This is a genomic window from Porphyromonas endodontalis, assembly GCF_052173515.1.
Lineage (GTDB): Bacteria > Bacteroidota > Bacteroidia > Bacteroidales > Porphyromonadaceae > Porphyromonas > Porphyromonas endodontalis_A.
The window spans coordinates 141,301-156,204 of the sequence record NZ_JBQMYL010000002.1 but is presented as its reverse complement, the minus strand read 5'-3'; the positions used below and the strand labels follow the sequence as shown (position 1 = coordinate 156,204).

The following is a 14,904-nucleotide window of genomic DNA, read 5'->3' as shown; positions in this document are numbered from 1 at the left end:
TTGCCCGGGGCGATTGGTTACTAAATCCCTCGTTGCTGACGCAGAGCCTCGCCAATCTTCTCACGAAGTTCGCTGCTAAGCTCCGGATTATCTTGCAAGATACGGCGTACTGCATCCTTGCCTTGCCCCAGCTTGGTGCCGTCGTAGCTGTACCACGAACCACTCTTCTGGAGAATGCCAAAATCGGTACCCAGGTTGATTATTTCACTCTCCGAGGAGATACCCTCTCCGAAGATAATTTCAAACTCGGCAGTCTTAAATGGAGGAGAAACTTTGTTCTTTACCACCTTTACGCGCGTCTCATTACCATAGACATCATCGCCATTTTTGAGCTGAGTTTTACGGCGAATATCAAGACGCACTGAGGCGTAAAACTTAAGGGCATTCCCCCCGGTTGTTGTTTCCGGATTGCCGTAGGTAACGCCTATCTTTTCACGCAATTGATTGATGAAGATGCAGACGGCATTCGATTTGCTTACCGCGCTAGTCATCTTACGCAACGCCTGCGACATAAGACGAGCTTGTAGCCCGATATTCTTATCGCCCATCTCGCCCTCAATCTCTTGTTTGGGAGTAAGAGCGGCCACAGAGTCTACTACCACTACATCTACAGCAGACGAGCGGATGAGCTGCTCGGCAATCTCCAGAGCTTGCTCCCCGTTGTCGGGTTGTGAGATCCAAAGACGCTCAATATCCACGCCCAAGCGCTCGGCATAAGTAGGGTCGAAAGCGTGCTCGGCATCGATGATAGCGGCCAAACCGCCCATACGTTGCGCCTCGGCAATGGCATGGATGGCAAGCGTAGTCTTACCGGAAGATTCGGGACCGTAGATTTCGATAATGCGCCCACGAGGGTATCCGCCTACGCCAAGGGCTACGTCTAGAGCAAGGCTCCCCGTAGGGATCACGTCTACACTATCGGAGGTTCTCTCTCCCATATTCATGATGGAGCCCTTCCCGTAAGTTTTCTCAATGCGCTCCATCGCCATCTGTATGGCGGCTAGTTTGTTTTTGTCTATAGCCACCTTTTCTTTGGTGGGATTAGACTTTGTATCGGGAGTTGTGCTCTCGGGGAGCTTTTCTTCTTCGTTCATAAGTTGTCTATTACTTTGAGTATCTGTTCAGCGTGCTTAGAGGTATTCACCTCTTTGCCACTGAATATATAACGTATTACCCCTTGGGCATCTACCACAAAAGTAGAGCGCAGAGTACCCATGTACTCTTTGCCATACATTTTCTTAGGCACCCATACGCCCATTTCCTCTTGCAGGCGATGTTCCTCATCGGCAATCAGCGAGAAAGGCAGGTCGTACTTGCTACGGAAGCGTTGGTGGGAAGCCTGCGAATCTTTGCTTACCCCCACAACACGATACCCTCTCTCGGCCAAAGCCTCGATGTGATCGCGCAGGGAACAAGCCTCGGCTGTGCAGCCGGAGGTATTATCTTTTGGGTAAAAATAGAGTATCCATGGCGACCCTAAAAAGTCGCTACTCTTAAGTAGGGTACCATCTTGATCCGGCCCTAATATCTCGGGTATTTTATCTCCTATATTCATCACACACAAAGGTAATTCTTTTCGTCCAAAGCGTATCTATTATAAGAAAGGGTGCTGTCTCTCACACGAGACAACACCCTACTTAAGATTACGGATGATCCTCTGGGAGGATTACATCATACCTCCCATACCACCGCCCATTGCAGCGGCAGCGGCAGCCGCATTCATATCTGCTTTATCGTCTTTTTTCTCTGCTACAACGCATTCCGTTGTTAGGAACATACCGGCAATAGAAGCAGCATTTTCGAGAGCAACACGAGACACCTTAGCAGGGTCGATTACCCCGGAAGCAACGAGATTTTCGTACTTATCAAGACGTGCATTGTAACCAAAGTCGGCCTTACCATCGCGTACCTTTTGTACTACTACGGCACCTTCCTTACCTGCATTAGCCACGATTTGGCGAAGAGGTTCTTCGATGGCGCGCTTTACGATCTCAATACCGGTTGTCTCATCGTCTGTCTCACCCTTGAGGCTTTCGAGAGCATCAATGGCACGAATGTAAGCCGTACCACCACCGGGAACGGTACCCTCTTCGATAGCGGCACGAGTGGCGCTGAGGGCATCTTCTACACGGTCTTTCTTCTCCTTCATCTCTACTTCGCTGGCAGCACCCACATAGAGAACAGCTACACCACCGGCAAGTTTTGCCAAACGTTCTTGGAGCTTTTCGCGATCGTAATCGCTCTTGGTATTCTCAATCTGAGCACGGATTTGAGCTACACGAGACTCTAGTTCGCCCTTGTCTCCCATACCATTTACAATCGTAGTATTATCCTTGTCTACCGTTACCTTTTCGGCCTGACCAAGCATCTCAATTGTAGCAGCTTCGAGAGAGAAACCTGTCTCTTCGCTAATCACAGTAGCCCCTGTGAGGATGGCAATATCCTGCAACATAGCCTTACGACGATCACCAAAACCGGGAGCCTTCACGGCGCAGATCTTGAGACCACCACGCAAGCGGTTTACTACGAGAGTTGCAAGAGCTTCGCTGTCGATATCCTCTGCAATGATCAGAAGAGGACGGCCTGTTTGTAGGCTCTTCTCGAGAAGAGGAAGGATATCCTTGATAACTGAGATCTTCTTGTCATAGAGGAGGATGTAGGGATTCTCCATTTGGCACTCCATCTTCTCCGTATTGGTTACGAAGTAGGGAGAGATATAACCGCGGTCGAACTGCATACCCTCTACCACCTTTACTTCGGTGTCGGTACCCTTAGCTTCTTCTACCGTGATAACTCCTTCTTTCTTTACCTTGCCCATAGCTTCGGCAATAAGGCGACCGATTTCTTCGTCCCCATTAGCCGAGATCTTAGCCACGTGCTCAATTTTCTTAAGGTCGTCACCTACAGCCTCGCTCTGAGTGGCAATGTTTTTAACCACGGTAGCCACAGCCTTGTCAATACCACGCTTTAGCTCCATAGGATTGGCACCGGCTGTTACATTCTTGAGCCCTACATTGATAATGCTCTGGGCAAGAACGGTAGCCGTAGTGGTACCATCACCGGCATCGTCGTTGGTCTTGGATGCTACCTCACGCACAAGCTGAGCTCCCATGTTTTCAAAGGCACCTTCGAGCTCGATTTCCTTTGCTACGCTTACCCCGTCTTTGGTGATATGGGGAGCACCATAGCTCTTACCAAGGATCACATTACGCCCCTTAGGACCGAGGGTTACCTTCACTGCATTAGCAAGCTGATCCACACCTTTTTTGAGGAGGTCGCGTGCTTCTTGATCAAATAATATCTCTTTAGCCATAGCTTTTTCTTTTTAGATGTATATGTTATTTAGATGGATTGTTTCCGCGACCAGATCCACTTTTATTCCCAGTGGTAGAAGGCATATTACCTCCTGTTTGCTGAAAAGGATTTCCTGGCCGTACGCTTGTCTTTGCCATATTTCTTAATTTAACGTTGTGTTACCCCTTTATCACAGCCAAGACATCGCTCTCGCGCATGATGATAAACTTATCACCCTCAAGCTCGATTTCTGTACCGGCATACTTCCCATAGAGCACTACATCCCCCTCTTTCAATTCCATCGGGTTATCCTTAGTACCCTTACCAGCGGCTACAACAGTACCACGGAGAGGCTTTTCTTTAGCGGTATCGGGAATGATGATGCCACCTTGGGACTTCTGTTCTGCATCGGCTGGCTTCACTACCACACGATCTGCAAGCGGTTTGATATTCATACGAATACGATTATTATGTTACTATTCTATTTATTTCTTCCTGGGGATTAGCTCTATATGCACTCGCTAGTGCCGAGCCCATCCTTGATATCGAAAATTCATACAAATACTATGCCAAGAGGCAGAAATAGGCTAAGAAGACAATTTGTCTCCCCTTTCTTCGCAGAAAAAATCACCTAAAAAGAAGGGCTTTAGCACTTGGGATTCTCTTTAAGAGCAGACAGAAAAAGGCTGAGGAATGCGTACAAAGAGAGTAACGCATTCCCCAGCCCTCGGTGGGAAATCAGCTTAGCCGAGAGAGGGGATCTCCTCCCTAGGCAATACTTTTCACAACCGGATAAATATCCCTCTTTCCCGTAGTACGAACCTTTACCTAGTGGGAGTAGAAGGCATTCGAGAGAGTTTTAACCAAACAGCTCGTGACTCTTCTTCTGCACGAACTACAAGGGAAAAATCATTATTAGTCAGCTTGGTTATAATCCAAGAGCCATACAAAAAGGCATAATCCCTGTCAAACCTATAAAGTTTTATAAGTGAAAGAGCCTGTCTCTCATAGGAGAATTCAGTAAACCGATTATCGTACATATTCTCGTATTCCCTCTCCCATGCGCTGACGAAAGGCGTGGGGTCTTCGTCAAAGTACCAACGCCCCCTCTCTTTGAGGAAGGAGATATTTACTCGTGCTGTTACAAGCTTCCCATCTGCATTTTTTGTAGAAACAAAGCCTTTCCACGCCGTACCGACAAGGTTAATATCTTCTACAGGATCATTTCCTCCACACGATGTTACACTAAAGGCGAAGAAAACACTCAAAAAAAGGGTGAGCAAATAACTCACTTTAAAGGATGCAATTCTTTTTTCCATACCATGATAATTTGTGGCAAAATTCTATTGTACTCTACTTATGTATAAGGGAGGTTTCTCAAACGAATCCGATCACATGAGGCTAATCCTGCCTAGCAAGACTTCGACCACCTCATCCCTCTAATGTTAAAGACACTACTAAGGAATGCGTTTTAACTTAAGCCAAACCGTCCTCGATGGCAAAGCAGCACGCGAAGTTAGAGAGAACTTGTTTTTCGTGCGCTCTGTAATCATCCAATCTGCAATAAGGGGCTCATACAGATTTCGGAATCCACGCAATTCTAAAACCTTTTCGGAGAACCTGAAGTATGAGAATGTACTAAACCTATCAGACTCAGGCAAAGGTGCCATTTTTCCTTCATCCCATGCTCCTAAAAAAGGAGCCGGATCCTCCTCAAAATGCCAGTGCCCCACAGAGTTACCATGGAAAGAGATCTTGACCGAAACCTCTACGATCTGTCCTTTTGTATCTTTTGTAGCAACAGTACCTTGCCAAGCAGTGCCAACGAGGGTTACATCAGAACTCGTAGGCACTGACCTCTCGCACGACGTTAAACTAAAGGCAAAGAAAATACCCAAAAAGAGGGTGAGTAAAGAACTCGTTTTAGTGGTTATAATCCTGTCTCTCATACTGTTATGACATTTATAATGAGTGAGTCTACCGCAAATGTAGGTATTTCAAAAGAAACTCCCTCCATCAAGAGCCTTTTATTTTCAGCTGATTTGCAGGAGGAATTCTGCCCAAGAAATAAAAAATTCTAGGGCTAAACTTCTAGAGATTTAGGTCTAAAATGAAAAAAGTGCTGCCCAGTTTTTCTCAGAAAACCAGGCAGCACTCCCAAAAGAAACGTACCGCCTCCTCTTCTAGAGACGAAGGGAAGGCGGCACGCAACGAATTAAGGAAATAAATTTGAAAGAGAGAAAATCTAATTCTTAGACAGAGGGAATTCTTCTCGAAGATGTACCGAAAGCGCTCCGGCCCTGCGGCTTCGTAAGGATAACACTTCAACCAATGCTCCCCCACTCTGGGGGTCGCTCTGCCGTTCCAAAGGAGGAAGAAGTAAAATACTCTATCCTAGCCCCCTCTCGAACTAAGATTTAATCAAATCGCTATCTAACTAAATCTCTGCTGCAAAATTAGCACGGATTTCTACTCTCCACAATACCTTCTGATAGGCATTTTTGGGGCAGTGACTACTCTATAATAGCGATTAAATGGGATAAAAGACTCTTATTCTTCTGTGAGATCGCCCTCTTCATCTTCCTCATCCTCTCCCTCGTCGGGATTCATCGAGAGCATATCTAAGTACTCGTCCCATGCAGGATCCAGCTCGTTGTCGAACTCTAAAGGGAGAAGAGGAAGTGGCTCAAGAGCCTCGTTAAGTCGCTCGAAGAAAACCCTGTCGGTACGGGCATAGTAAACCCAGTATTTAACCCCACCCCCGAGGTGATTGCCCGTGAGGATAGCCAACTTGTCTCGCTCCATCTTGGGGCGCAATAGGTCATCTACTTGGGCAATGATACGCTCCGCTTCACGCGTAGGCATCCCCTTTTCGTCCGCCTCGTAGGGAAGTCGTACCTCGATACGATGCTTCAGCTTCCCCGATAGACGAAAGGCTTCGAGATCAAGTCTCCCATTCATTATTACTACAGCACCGCTATCGTCGCTAGCGATGGTGGTGAACCATTTATCCGTTAATACCATATTATTGAATCTTTTGCTCTCGCTCGCACCGAGATTGTCGTTTACTTTCGCGCATCAATTGCAGGCTATTGAGCAGGTTCTGCCAGATCGAATAGGCCGCCATTGCTACACTTGATAGAGGATTGAGATATACCTGAGCCATCCAAATAGCCAAGCTCGAGTTTTTTTGTCCCAGGCTCTGCCCTAGCGTAATACTCTCCTTAAGGAAACGCCTACTGAGCCACTTACCCAAGGCGAATTGGACTAGGCAAGCCACAAGTCCCACCAAAATAAGCAGGAGCATAGAGGGTATTTCGGAACGAGGCTCCTCCGCCATAAAATGCACTGTCTTGGCTATAATAATGGCAAGGGCAACCACCCAAACCCAAAACGAAACAGAGGATAAGCCGGTCAAACGGGCGTGCACTTTGGGCACTAGGGCGCGCAACCCCCAAGCCAAAAGGAGCGGAGTCAAGACGATGGGGAGCACGTGCGCAAAAATCGTCAGTACCGACTCCCAAAAGGGGACATTCCCCTCCCCCACTATACTAAAAAGGAGAGGCCCCACAAAGGCAATACCGATACTTGTAAGCAGTACATAGGCTGTACCTACGGCAATATTGCCCCCAAGCATGCCAATAATCACAGGCGAAGCGGAGGCCGCAGGGCATAGAAAACAATTGAAAGCCCCCTGAGCTATACTCTCGGGAAAGAAGGGGCGAAGGAGGTAGTAAGAGCCAAGAGCCAAGCCAATTTGCAGAATAACGAGAAGCCCATGGACGGGTAAAAAATGAAGGTCTCCCGGGCGTAACTTTAGGAAAGTAAAGAAGAGCATGCAGACAATCATATAGGGAATGGCAACACTCAGAGGGCTGAGCCAACGATAAAAGAGAATCCCTATAAGAATGGCAATAGGTAACCCATAATCTTTGATACGCCGCATAAAGCGACTAGGGATGGGGCGATAGAGTGTGTGCTTCATGAGTTCGGATCCTCAACTGTACAGGAGAGTCCATAGATGGCAGCAGCGGCAGAGCGTAAGATCTCCAGTTGCCCCTGCCGTATGCGGCACTCCAATAGGCTTTCCCCTTGTGCAAACCCTTGCTCTAGTATCTCGGCACCCATGGTTTTGACAAGGCGCATCACGGTACCTGTAAGATGAGGAGCAAAGCGGAGCGTAAAAGGGCTCAAGAGAATCACCTCCCGACGAGGAGCCTCCATAAGCACGAGGCGAGCACTCTCTTTATAGGCATCTATAAGCCCACCTGTTCCGAGCTTTACCCCACCAAAGTAACGCACCACAGCCACCAGTACATCGCTTACGTTCTGAGCCAAGATCTGCCCATAGATGGGGCGGCCTGCCGTGCCGGACGGTTCACCATCGTCATTCATTCGACTCTCTTCTCGCAGGGCACCCACAGCATAAGCCCAGCAAACATGCGTAGCATTATAGTACTCTTTGCGTAGAGAGGCTACGAGCTCCAAAGCTTCTTCTACCGCATGAATAGGATGAGCATGAGCTATAAATCGGCTTCTCTGTATGGAGTACTCTACTTGGTTTTGCTCTGCCAGGGTCTCGTAATGGTCTTGTCTTTCCTGCTCCATCATCGTAAAACAGCAAGAGCCGGAACGAGGATATTATGCCCTATTCCGACTCTTTCTTCTTCTCTTATGGGGTGGACGATGGGGCTCGAACCCACGACAACCGGAACCACAATCCGGGGCTCTACCAGCTGAGCTACGACCACCATACTAAACCAACCTCGCTGCGGTCTCTTTACGACACACCTCCGCGATTGGTGCTGCAAAGGTACAAATAGTTTTGATATACACAAGAATTCCGCCCCATTTTCTTGAGACAATCCCCAAAGGCAAGGGCTATACAAGGCTCTTCTCCGCACCACTGATTGCCCTCAACGTCTCTCCTTTTTCGCGCTATTGCAGTTGCATCCAATAGTTATGCACCGCTCCATGTGCCTGCAAGGAGGGGTGTAAGATGTACACAAGGTCTTGCAAAATAAGATCAGGATGATACCACCCTTGCTCCCAATACTCGTTGCCACCCTGTATGTCTACCAACCTTGTATTGAGGTGCACCTGCCCATTACGAAAAGCCTGAATGCCCCGAATCTCAGGATCGAGCTCCCCAAATTGCTCCAAGGTCTGTATCCCCGGTATTTCCCACGAGAGCCAGTACTCAGCATCACGATAGCGACCAAGAAGCTCTTGAGAGCTGAGTGTAAGCCCCACAATAGAGCCTTTGAGGGGGACAAATTTGCTGTTGGCATCATGCAAAAGATAATCCGCATAACCGGCCGGATAGGGTATTTTCCATCCGTTCTCCACCCTTTGCGCAAAGACTACGCGAGGGCGTTCCGGACGGTCTTGAGCTATCAGGCGCAGAGACTCATAGCGCGATGCTGTGGCCGAAAACAGACTATCCGCCGTCTTGGCTTTGCCCATCAAAAGCCCGATAAACTTGAGCCACTCGGCACGCCCTAGGGGAGTTCGCTCATAGATGTCGTAAGAAAGGACTACTCTATCCGCGAGTTCTTCGGGTGCAACTGCGGCCCCTGGATAGCCCGGCAAGGGGCTCCACAAGATAATATCCGGGTCAAGTTCTTTTATTTTTCTTGCATTGATATTTTTTCCTCTCCCCAAAGTATCGAGTGCTCCAGCCCTAAGACGTTCATTCAAGTCATTGTCATAGAGCTTTGTCACACTCTCTATTCCTACGATGCTAGCTCGCTCATTGAGCACCTCTAGAGCTCCAATCGTAGAGAGACCAAGGCACACCACGCGACGAACCGGAATTGGGATAATACGCTCGTTGGGGAGAGGAGACACTTTTTCCACGTCCTGCCGAGGAACCAATAGGTATCTAGCCACCGTATCCTGACGCGTAGGATCGAGGATTGCCACCCGATGCTGCGCCTCCGGCAAGTGAGTCACGGAGAGATGCTCAGAAAAAATGATGGAAGGATGAGCGGCCTCCAAATCGGGATAAGAGCCCTGAGCGGGCGAACTACTGCTCGTACAAAACAGGTAACCTATCCCAAGAACTAGGAAAGCCAGCAAGGGATAGAGAACTCTCTTGGGGAGGATATGGAAAAATCTTTTCATTGATTAAGCAGAAGAAATAGGACTAGCGACGGCGACGACGGGACTTCTTTTTCGTTTTGCTCGTAGCCTTTGTTTTCGTCACTTTGGAGCTCGTCTCCTTAGCCGGGATGGTGAGTTTCTTCCCCGGCACTAGGTTGTAGCGGGTATTTTTGATGTTATTCGCCTGCATGAGCTGATCCATCGTAATACCATATTTTTTAGCGATACCGGCTAGAGTATCTCCCTTACGTATGGTGTAAGTAGTCGTCTTTGCAGAAGCTACTACAGGCTTATCGGCCTCTGTTGTTTCCCCCTCCTTGCTCTCGCCATCGCTTGCCAAAAGGTCTGTGGAAGAGGATGTCATCTTGCCAAGTCGCACCTTCTCTACATTCTGGTACAGCTCCTCTAAGCGTCTATCCAGTCGGTTAATTGCCTTCATGGGCAAGCGTATAGAACAAGGGGAGATATGCCCCGGAACAGTACCTTGCTTGTACTGGGGATTGAGGAGTTTGAAGAGACTTTGGGACACTTCGGCAGCCTCGGACAATTCACGAATAGAAAGAGAATGGCGAATAAGCAGCGTATCGGTAGCCAGGGGAAGAGATACATTTTTGGGGCAAATCTGGTAGTCTGCATGGTAGTGCATGGCATAAAATGCTCCGATGAATAGAGGAACGTAGCCTTGCGTCTCACGTGGCAAATAGGGGTAAACGCTCCAGTAGTCGGTACGTCCACCGGCTCGGTAAACTGCTCTATTGAGGTTGCCCAATCCACAATTGTAGGCAGCCATCGCCATAAACCAATCGTGATAAACCTGATATAAGTCGCGTAAGTATCGGGCAGCAGCATCTGTACTTTTCTCGAGGTCTAGCCGCTCATCAAGCAGAGAATTAATGGTTAATCCGTAGGCTTTGGCGGTAGGTGCCATAAATTGCCAGAGACCGGCGGCTCCGGCGGGGGATACGGCTGTGGGGTTCATCCCCGATTCTACAATAATGAGGTACTTGAGTTCGAGAGGAAGTTTGTACTTATCGAGAATGGCCTCTATGGTCGGAAAATAATAATCACCCAAGCTGAGCATCGCAGAGATGAGCGTCTTTTTACGAGTCAAAAAGATCTCTATACCATTGCGCACTTGCTGATTCAAAGGGATATTCATGGCCGTAGGGAGACGGAATATTCGCTCACGATAGAGCATCTCGGGCGTCTTCTGTGGTACATTACGACGGATAGCACCACAGGTAGTATCAGCAGGGAGATTGGTGCTGTAGCCCTGGTTCCATTTGGCAATAAGGGCATCGGCATCAGCCTCGAGGCCGAGAGGGGTAACGATCTCACTAGAGCCGGACAGTACTTTGCGTTGCTGAGCAGAGAGATCAAGCGTACTAAGTATGCCTATAAAACTGGCAATAAGGATAAAGCCATAGGTGTGGCGAAATTCTTTATAAGTCATTAGAACAATAATCTATAGGAAAGCCCCGGAGCCACGGTAGGCGAGGGCGAGATAGCGCTCCATGGCTGAGCGATCAGCGAGGGAGCAAGAGACATCGAAAGATCAGGGGATACGTCGAAAAGAAATAACTCGGCATCCACATAGGCATCGATGATGGAGAGAAGATACACAGCTGCCGACACGATAATACTCAAGTCGCGATTGCGTCGGTATAGCTCGGTACCTTTTTTGAGACGGCTCTGGATGTTGCCATCTCCCACATAATCTGCAGGGTTTCCTCCATTAGGAACAAAACCCTTCCAAGAGTCTTTTTCGAGAGGATTCTCGTTCATAAAATCTACGTATGCCGTGTGGTACTCATTGTAGAGACGAGCATTCCACGATACAGCATAGGTACAGGCGGTAGCGGCAGCAAGCACAAGAGGGATCTTCCAATACTTACGATTGTACAACTGCCCCCCTCCGGGGATGAGAGCATAGAGCAGTGCAAAGGTGGGATTAGGGGCAAAGTGACTACTCGTAGCAAGGAAGTTACGGCGGAGAGGAGCCTCCGGAGTGGGAAGCATCTGTAGGGTGTCTGGCAAAGGAGCAGAGGGTGCAAACTCTGCGACTTGAGTAATCGTGTCTTTTTGTACACTATCAATCGGCAGGGGCAGGAGGGAAAGTTCGTCTAAAGCATAGGAAGCCCCTTTGGCAAAAGCCTCTCTATGGGTAAAGGCGAGAAGCCCTACGAGCAACAGACCACACCCCACAAGGCGGCAAAAGCGAAGGCTCCACTGGGAAGCCCTTTTTGGGGGAAGAGGGAATGGAGATGCCGCAGCTCGCATGGGGAAAGTCTACTTACGTTGCTCTTCTAGTCGCTCTATGATATGGGCGAGTTCTGCCTCATTGGCAAATTCGATGGTAAGCTTTCCCTTACCCGACTTATTGCCCGTAATCTTTACTTTACTACCAAAGAACTTCGATAGCTGTGTATTGAGGACAGAGAAGTCCGGTAGGGGTTCGCGCCCCGTACGCACCAGCTCTGACTCTCTCATCATACGCTTGATCAAATACTCAATCTGGCGTACCGATAGATTCTTCTTGATGGTGGTAGCGTATACCGATAGCTGATCCTCTAGACGAGGGAGAGCCAATATGGCACGGGCATGCCCCATATCGATTTTCTTCTCTGTCAGCCCCAATTGGATCTCGGCAGGGAGCCGTAGGAGACGAAGATAATTACTGATAGAAGAGCGCGTCTTACCTACTCGCTTGGCAAGATCTTCCTGCTTCATATCGGAGTTTTGGAGCAAACGATGGTAGGCAAGGGCTATCTCAATGGCGTTGAGATCCTCACGTTGGATATTCTCAATGAGTGCCATTTCCATAATTTGCTCATCGTCTGCCGTCTTGATGTAGGCGGGGATAGTAGACAAACCTGCCCGTTTGCAAGCTCGCCAACGCCGCTCCCCGGATATGATCAAATAGGTACCATCTTGGAGCTGCTTAAGCGTAATAGGCTGCACCAACCCGATGGATTGAATAGAGAGAGCAAGCTCCGCCAAACTCTCTTCGTCGAAGGCTCGCCGAGGTTGATCCGGGTTGGGTTGTATACTATCTATATTAACTTCGTTGATGCTCGAGGTGCCCGAAGCCTCTCCAAGTAGGTTGTCGAGTCCTCGTCCGAGGGGCCTATTTTCTCTTTTCATAGTGATTGATCGTTTAACAGAAGTCTATTTGCGTCGCTTGGGATTCCGTCGGATTAGCTCCTCGGCAAGCTGCAAGTGGTTCACAGCCCCCTTGCTTTCGATATCGTAAAGGATCACGGGGACTCCGTGGCTAGGGGCTTCGCTAAGCTTTACATTGCGGTTGATTACGGTCTCAAAGACCATATCGCCAAAGTGCTGCTTCACGTCGTTGTAAATCTGATTGGCAAGGCGGAGGCGACTATCGTACATAGTCATCAAAAAACCCTCAATCGCCAGCTCCGGATTGAGTTTGCTCTTAATAATACGTATAGTAGACAGCAACTTACTGATACCCTCAAGTGCAAAATACTCGCACTGTACAGGTATGATTACCGAATGGGCTGCCACAAGAGAATTGACTGTGATAAGCCCTAGAGAAGGAGAACAGTCTATGAGGATATAATCATATTGATCTACAAGAGGAGTGAGCATCTTGCGCATTACGGACTCTCTCTGGGCAAACTCCAGCATCTCTATCTCTGCTCCCACAAGGTCTACATGCGAGGGGAGAATGTCGAGCATCTCTATACCTGTAGGGATTATAGCCTCCCGGGGGGAAGCCTCCATCACTAAACACTCGTAGATAGTCTTTGCTTGTTGCTCTACAGCTACGCCCAATCCCGAAGTCGCATTGGCTTGAGGGTCGGCATCCACTACAAGCACTTTCTGCTCAAGGGTGGCGAGAGAGGCTGCAAGATTGATGGTTGTTGTGGTCTTGCCTACCCCCCCTTTTTGATTCGCTAGCGCAATGATTTTTCCCATAGTTCTCTTCTTTTGCAGGGGCAAAACTACGAATAAAAAGCGACTCGACTGCTTAATTGTTGATAACTTCTCCCCTCGGAGATTTCCACCTTACCCCTATCTTCTGCCCCTTTCCTACTCTCTCTCAAACTATTACTATCCATGGTTTCCCATGCGCCCACAATGGGACGCCTAGGATGGAAAGAGCACGAAAAATCTTGAAGGGGAGGGAGAAAACGTCAAGCAAAGGGGAGGTTCATCCCCGTAATCTTGCGGTAGAGATCTAAGGCGTAGAGATCCGTCATACCCGATATATAGTCTAGGGTACATTGGATCTTACCGTACGTTGTCTTCTCGTGTACGTTGTATTGACTGCTTACGCGGTTGAGAAAAGTTCTCGAATAGGCGTTGTCGGGGTGCATCAAGGCGTGCATCATCCTCTCTATAATCTCGGAGAAGACTCGATGACCGGCCAGCTCTACATCCACGACATCTTGCGCAGTATAGATATGTTTGTAGGCGTAACGACTTGCCGCTTTATAGGCTTCTGCCTCGGGGATTACAGCAACCAAAGGACTACGAAACTCCCCTGTCATAATCTCGGGTTCGTACTCCAAAAAGGCTTTCCCACAAGCCTCAGTTAGGTGATTAATAACCCTAGAGCGGAGATAAGCCACTCGCTCATTACGATCTTCAATGGAGTGCAATACCTCTAGCGAAGTCGCCTGCTCCTCAGCATCCAAAAAGGACATAAAAAGAAGGGAAACCTCCTCAAACGAAATGATTCGTAGCTTGTAGGCATCCTCCAAGTCCATTATTTGATAACAAATATCGTCGGCAGCTTCCACCAAAAAGACCAAAGGATAGCGAGCATAAACATCGGGAGAATCTTGCAGGCGAAGAATGCCTAAATGCAGGGCAATCTCGGCAAAAGTATCCTCCTCAGTAGCAAAGTAACCAAACTTGTTTTTACCTCCTGCCGAGAGAGACGAATAGGGATACTTTACGATGGAAGCCAGGGTGCTATACGTAAGAGCAAACCCTCCGGGACGCCTCCCCTCAAAGCGGTGAGTAAGTAAACGGAAGGCATTGGCATTCCCCTCAAATCGGATAAAATCTTCCCACCGACCGCCTTCACTACGCACAGCGTCTTCCCATTCTGCTCCGGCTCCCTCACGAAAAAACGCAGAGATAGCACGCTCCCCACTATGACCAAAGGGCGGATTGCCCATATCGTGAGCGAGGCAAGCTGCCGAAACGATGTTGGCAATATCCGAATCATAAAAAGGCAACCCCTCGTAACGCTCTCGCAGGCCACTTGTAACAATATTCCCTAGAGAGCGACCCACACAACTTACCTCTAAGCTGTGCGTTAATCGGTTGTGCACAAATATAGTACCGGGGAGGGGAAATATCTGTGCCTTGTTTTGCAATCGCCGGAAAGGGGCGGAAAAGACCATACGGTCGTAGTCTCGCTCAAACTCGTTGCGCACCCGAGAGCGAAAGGAGGGAAGAGAAGAAACCTCTCGCTCAAGGCGTCTGTCGGATAAAAGAGTATGCCAATTCATCTGTCCCATAGGT

At 48.6% G+C, this 14,904-nt stretch carries 15 protein-coding genes and 1 tRNA gene; all 16 read right to left on the bottom strand.

Features of this window, described 5'->3' with window-relative positions; translation table 11 throughout:
- Positions 1 to 20: 20 nt before the first annotated feature.
- The 16 genes from recA to dgt all read right to left on the bottom strand — a co-directional run bounded on the left by recA (position 21) and on the right by dgt (position 14,900).
- Positions 21 to 1,094: a recombinase RecA gene (gene recA, locus ACTTHR_RS01675; RefSeq protein ID WP_314861857.1), complete on the bottom strand. Its 1,074-nt coding sequence runs from the start codon at positions 1,092 to 1,094 to the stop codon at positions 21 to 23.
- Complete coding sequence (locus ACTTHR_RS01670) at positions 1,091 to 1,555, bottom strand: peroxiredoxin (protein WP_276775117.1); 465 nt, start codon at positions 1,553 to 1,555, stop codon at positions 1,091 to 1,093. Before ACTTHR_RS01670 ends, recA begins: the two co-directional genes overlap by 4 nt.
- 111 nt (positions 1,556 to 1,666) lie before the next feature.
- A complete protein-coding gene (gene groL / locus ACTTHR_RS01665) occupies positions 1,667 to 3,313 on the bottom strand; it encodes a chaperonin GroEL (protein WP_442604951.1) in 1,647 nt (548 codons plus the stop codon).
- Positions 3,314 to 3,473: 160 nt separating this feature from the next.
- A complete protein-coding gene (locus tag ACTTHR_RS01660; protein ID WP_304284811.1) occupies positions 3,474 to 3,749 on the bottom strand; it encodes a co-chaperone GroES in 276 nt (91 codons plus the stop codon).
- A 369-nt stretch (positions 3,750 to 4,118) separates the two neighbouring features.
- The gene (locus ACTTHR_RS01655) at positions 4,119 to 4,613 is read right to left on the bottom strand and encodes a hypothetical protein (protein ID WP_442604950.1); all 495 of its coding nucleotides are present in this window, start codon (positions 4,611 to 4,613) and stop codon (positions 4,119 to 4,121) included.
- Between the two features lie 138 nt (positions 4,614 to 4,751).
- Positions 4,752 to 5,243, bottom strand: coding sequence for a hypothetical protein (locus tag ACTTHR_RS01650; protein ID WP_442604949.1), 492 nt, complete (start codon positions 5,241 to 5,243; stop codon positions 4,752 to 4,754).
- A 601-nt stretch (positions 5,244 to 5,844) separates the two neighbouring features.
- Positions 5,845 to 6,318, bottom strand: coding sequence for a DUF695 domain-containing protein (locus ACTTHR_RS01645; RefSeq protein WP_442604948.1), 474 nt, complete (start codon positions 6,316 to 6,318; stop codon positions 5,845 to 5,847).
- A 1-nt stretch (position 6,319) separates the two neighbouring features.
- Positions 6,320 to 7,279 carry a bile acid:sodium symporter family protein gene (locus tag ACTTHR_RS01640; protein WP_442604947.1) on the bottom strand — a complete coding sequence of 320 codons (960 nt, stop codon included), beginning with the start codon at positions 7,277 to 7,279 and terminating at the stop codon, positions 6,320 to 6,322.
- A complete protein-coding gene (locus ACTTHR_RS01635) occupies positions 7,276 to 7,902 on the bottom strand; it encodes an IMPACT family protein (RefSeq protein ID WP_442604946.1) in 627 nt (208 codons plus the stop codon). Before ACTTHR_RS01635 ends, ACTTHR_RS01640 begins: the two co-directional genes overlap by 4 nt.
- A 67-nt stretch (positions 7,903 to 7,969) precedes the next feature.
- A tRNA-His gene (locus ACTTHR_RS01630) sits at positions 7,970 to 8,045 on the bottom strand.
- A gap of 187 nt (positions 8,046 to 8,232) precedes the next feature.
- On the bottom strand, positions 8,233 to 9,420 hold the full coding sequence (locus ACTTHR_RS01625; protein WP_442604945.1) for an ABC transporter substrate-binding protein: 1,188 nt from the start codon (positions 9,418 to 9,420) through the stop codon (positions 8,233 to 8,235).
- Between the two features lie 22 nt (positions 9,421 to 9,442).
- A complete protein-coding gene (locus ACTTHR_RS01620; RefSeq protein ID WP_442604944.1) occupies positions 9,443 to 10,852 on the bottom strand; it encodes a transglycosylase SLT domain-containing protein in 1,410 nt (469 codons plus the stop codon).
- Complete coding sequence (locus tag ACTTHR_RS01615) at positions 10,852 to 11,679, bottom strand: DUF5683 domain-containing protein (protein ID WP_442604943.1); 828 nt, start codon at positions 11,677 to 11,679, stop codon at positions 10,852 to 10,854. The genes ACTTHR_RS01620 and ACTTHR_RS01615 overlap by 1 nt, the downstream gene beginning before the upstream one ends.
- A gap of 9 nt (positions 11,680 to 11,688) precedes the next feature.
- Positions 11,689 to 12,543, bottom strand: coding sequence for a ParB/RepB/Spo0J family partition protein (locus tag ACTTHR_RS01610; RefSeq protein ID WP_004332045.1), 855 nt, complete (start codon positions 12,541 to 12,543; stop codon positions 11,689 to 11,691).
- Positions 12,544 to 12,567: 24 nt separating this feature from the next.
- Entirely contained in the window at positions 12,568 to 13,344 is a 777-nt protein-coding gene (locus ACTTHR_RS01605) for a ParA family protein (protein ID WP_004332106.1), read from the bottom strand.
- A gap of 218 nt (positions 13,345 to 13,562) precedes the next feature.
- Complete coding sequence (dgt, locus tag ACTTHR_RS01600) at positions 13,563 to 14,900, bottom strand: dGTP triphosphohydrolase (protein ID WP_442604942.1); 1,338 nt, start codon at positions 14,898 to 14,900, stop codon at positions 13,563 to 13,565.
- Positions 14,901 to 14,904 lie beyond the last annotated feature (4 nt).